The following is a 1369-nucleotide window of genomic DNA, read 5'->3' on the forward strand; positions in this document are numbered from 1 at the left end:
CGAGTGGTTAATAATGATATTTAAAAATGCAGTGCGAAAACTTTGTGTATTGTTTATGATTTTTGACGTGCAGTAAAAAAATATTTTACCAAAAAATCAAAAAGGGTAGCCAACAGGTTTTATTTTCAGTGCCGCCAGACCGGTTCGAAGAAGTTGACGACGAGGATGAGTGGGAAAAAAAGGGCAGTTATCAACCACCCATCGATCATCAATTAACCGCAAGCGGATTAACATTAGGTAAACTTTTACAAAAACCCCTCAATATAATTTTACAAAAAAAGCAGGCTTTTTTACAGTACCACATACAGCGATCGATCATCAATTAACATTAGGTAAACTTTTACAAAAACCCCTCAGTATAATTTTACAAAAAATCAGCCTTTTTTGCAGTACCACATACAGTAACGGAAGACAGTATTACATCGGTGGTGGCGCTGCTTTTGCTGCAAAAAGTCGAAGACTTGCCCAAACATACTTTTTGCAACGCGTGTACCGACAATAGCATTCAGCAGCAGCATATATGCGAAGACCGATCGTGTGCAACGCAGAGGAAAAAAATCGACATTGTTATGAGCAGATCAAGTGTGGATGCAAATATTTTAAGCAGCGCGCTGTTGAATAATTTACAACTGGACTACGATGCACACGCATTATTGTGTTACATTGTTGAAAATAACGGAACCTTAGGTATTCTTGAGCGAACAAAACCACGTATAAGAGGAAAACTATTGAATTTATTATGTAAAACGCATTGGACACATGTTTATGAATTTTAAAAATGCAGTGCGACGATGCAACGGCTTATGTGTTAGCAGAGGATTATATAAATAGTTGTTTTGTGCGAAATAATCTGATTAATTATGGGCAAGTTGATTTACCGCCGTCATCGTTAGTAGAAAGAATTATAATACGTTGTTTATGCAATGAATTTTTGAGTGAAAATGAAAATGAATTGATCGAATTAAGCAGGCATTGCGAGAATATAACCGATTTTTTCTGTATTGCCTGGGGTCTAATTGAAAATGTTAGCTTAGAACGTGTAATCGCGTTATTTGTTTATGCGGGAGTTGTAGCGATTAGAATGGCGCGTGAAGGAAACGATAGAAGTAGTTTGGTAGGCAGTTGGTTGGGATCGGTGCTAGATATTGAGCTTAACGCTTGGGTTTGTGAACGTGGCGGTTGGCGCAATATATTATTACCTAGCGCCTTATTTATGACTTTTGACATGCAGTAAAAAATTTTTACAAGTAGTTTTTTTTTGGTGCTGATCGAACAGGCGTCTAATCATCGCCTATATATCTGTGTGTAGAGTTGATCGGATTTGGCGGCCCGGCCCCACCCATGGGCCCCTTTTTTGTGCAAACAATAA

At 38.1% G+C, this 1369-nt stretch carries 1 protein-coding gene; it reads left to right on the top strand.

All coding sequences use genetic code 11. From position 1 onward, the window contains the following. Positions 1–778: 778 nt before the first annotated feature. Positions 779–1234, top strand: coding sequence for a hypothetical protein (locus GY937_18085; protein ID MCP5058614.1), 456 nt, complete (start codon positions 779–781; stop codon positions 1232–1234). Positions 1235–1369 lie beyond the last annotated feature (135 nt).

It is taken from the genome of bacterium (assembly GCA_024228115.1).
Lineage (GTDB): Bacteria > Myxococcota_A > UBA9160 > UBA9160 > UBA6930.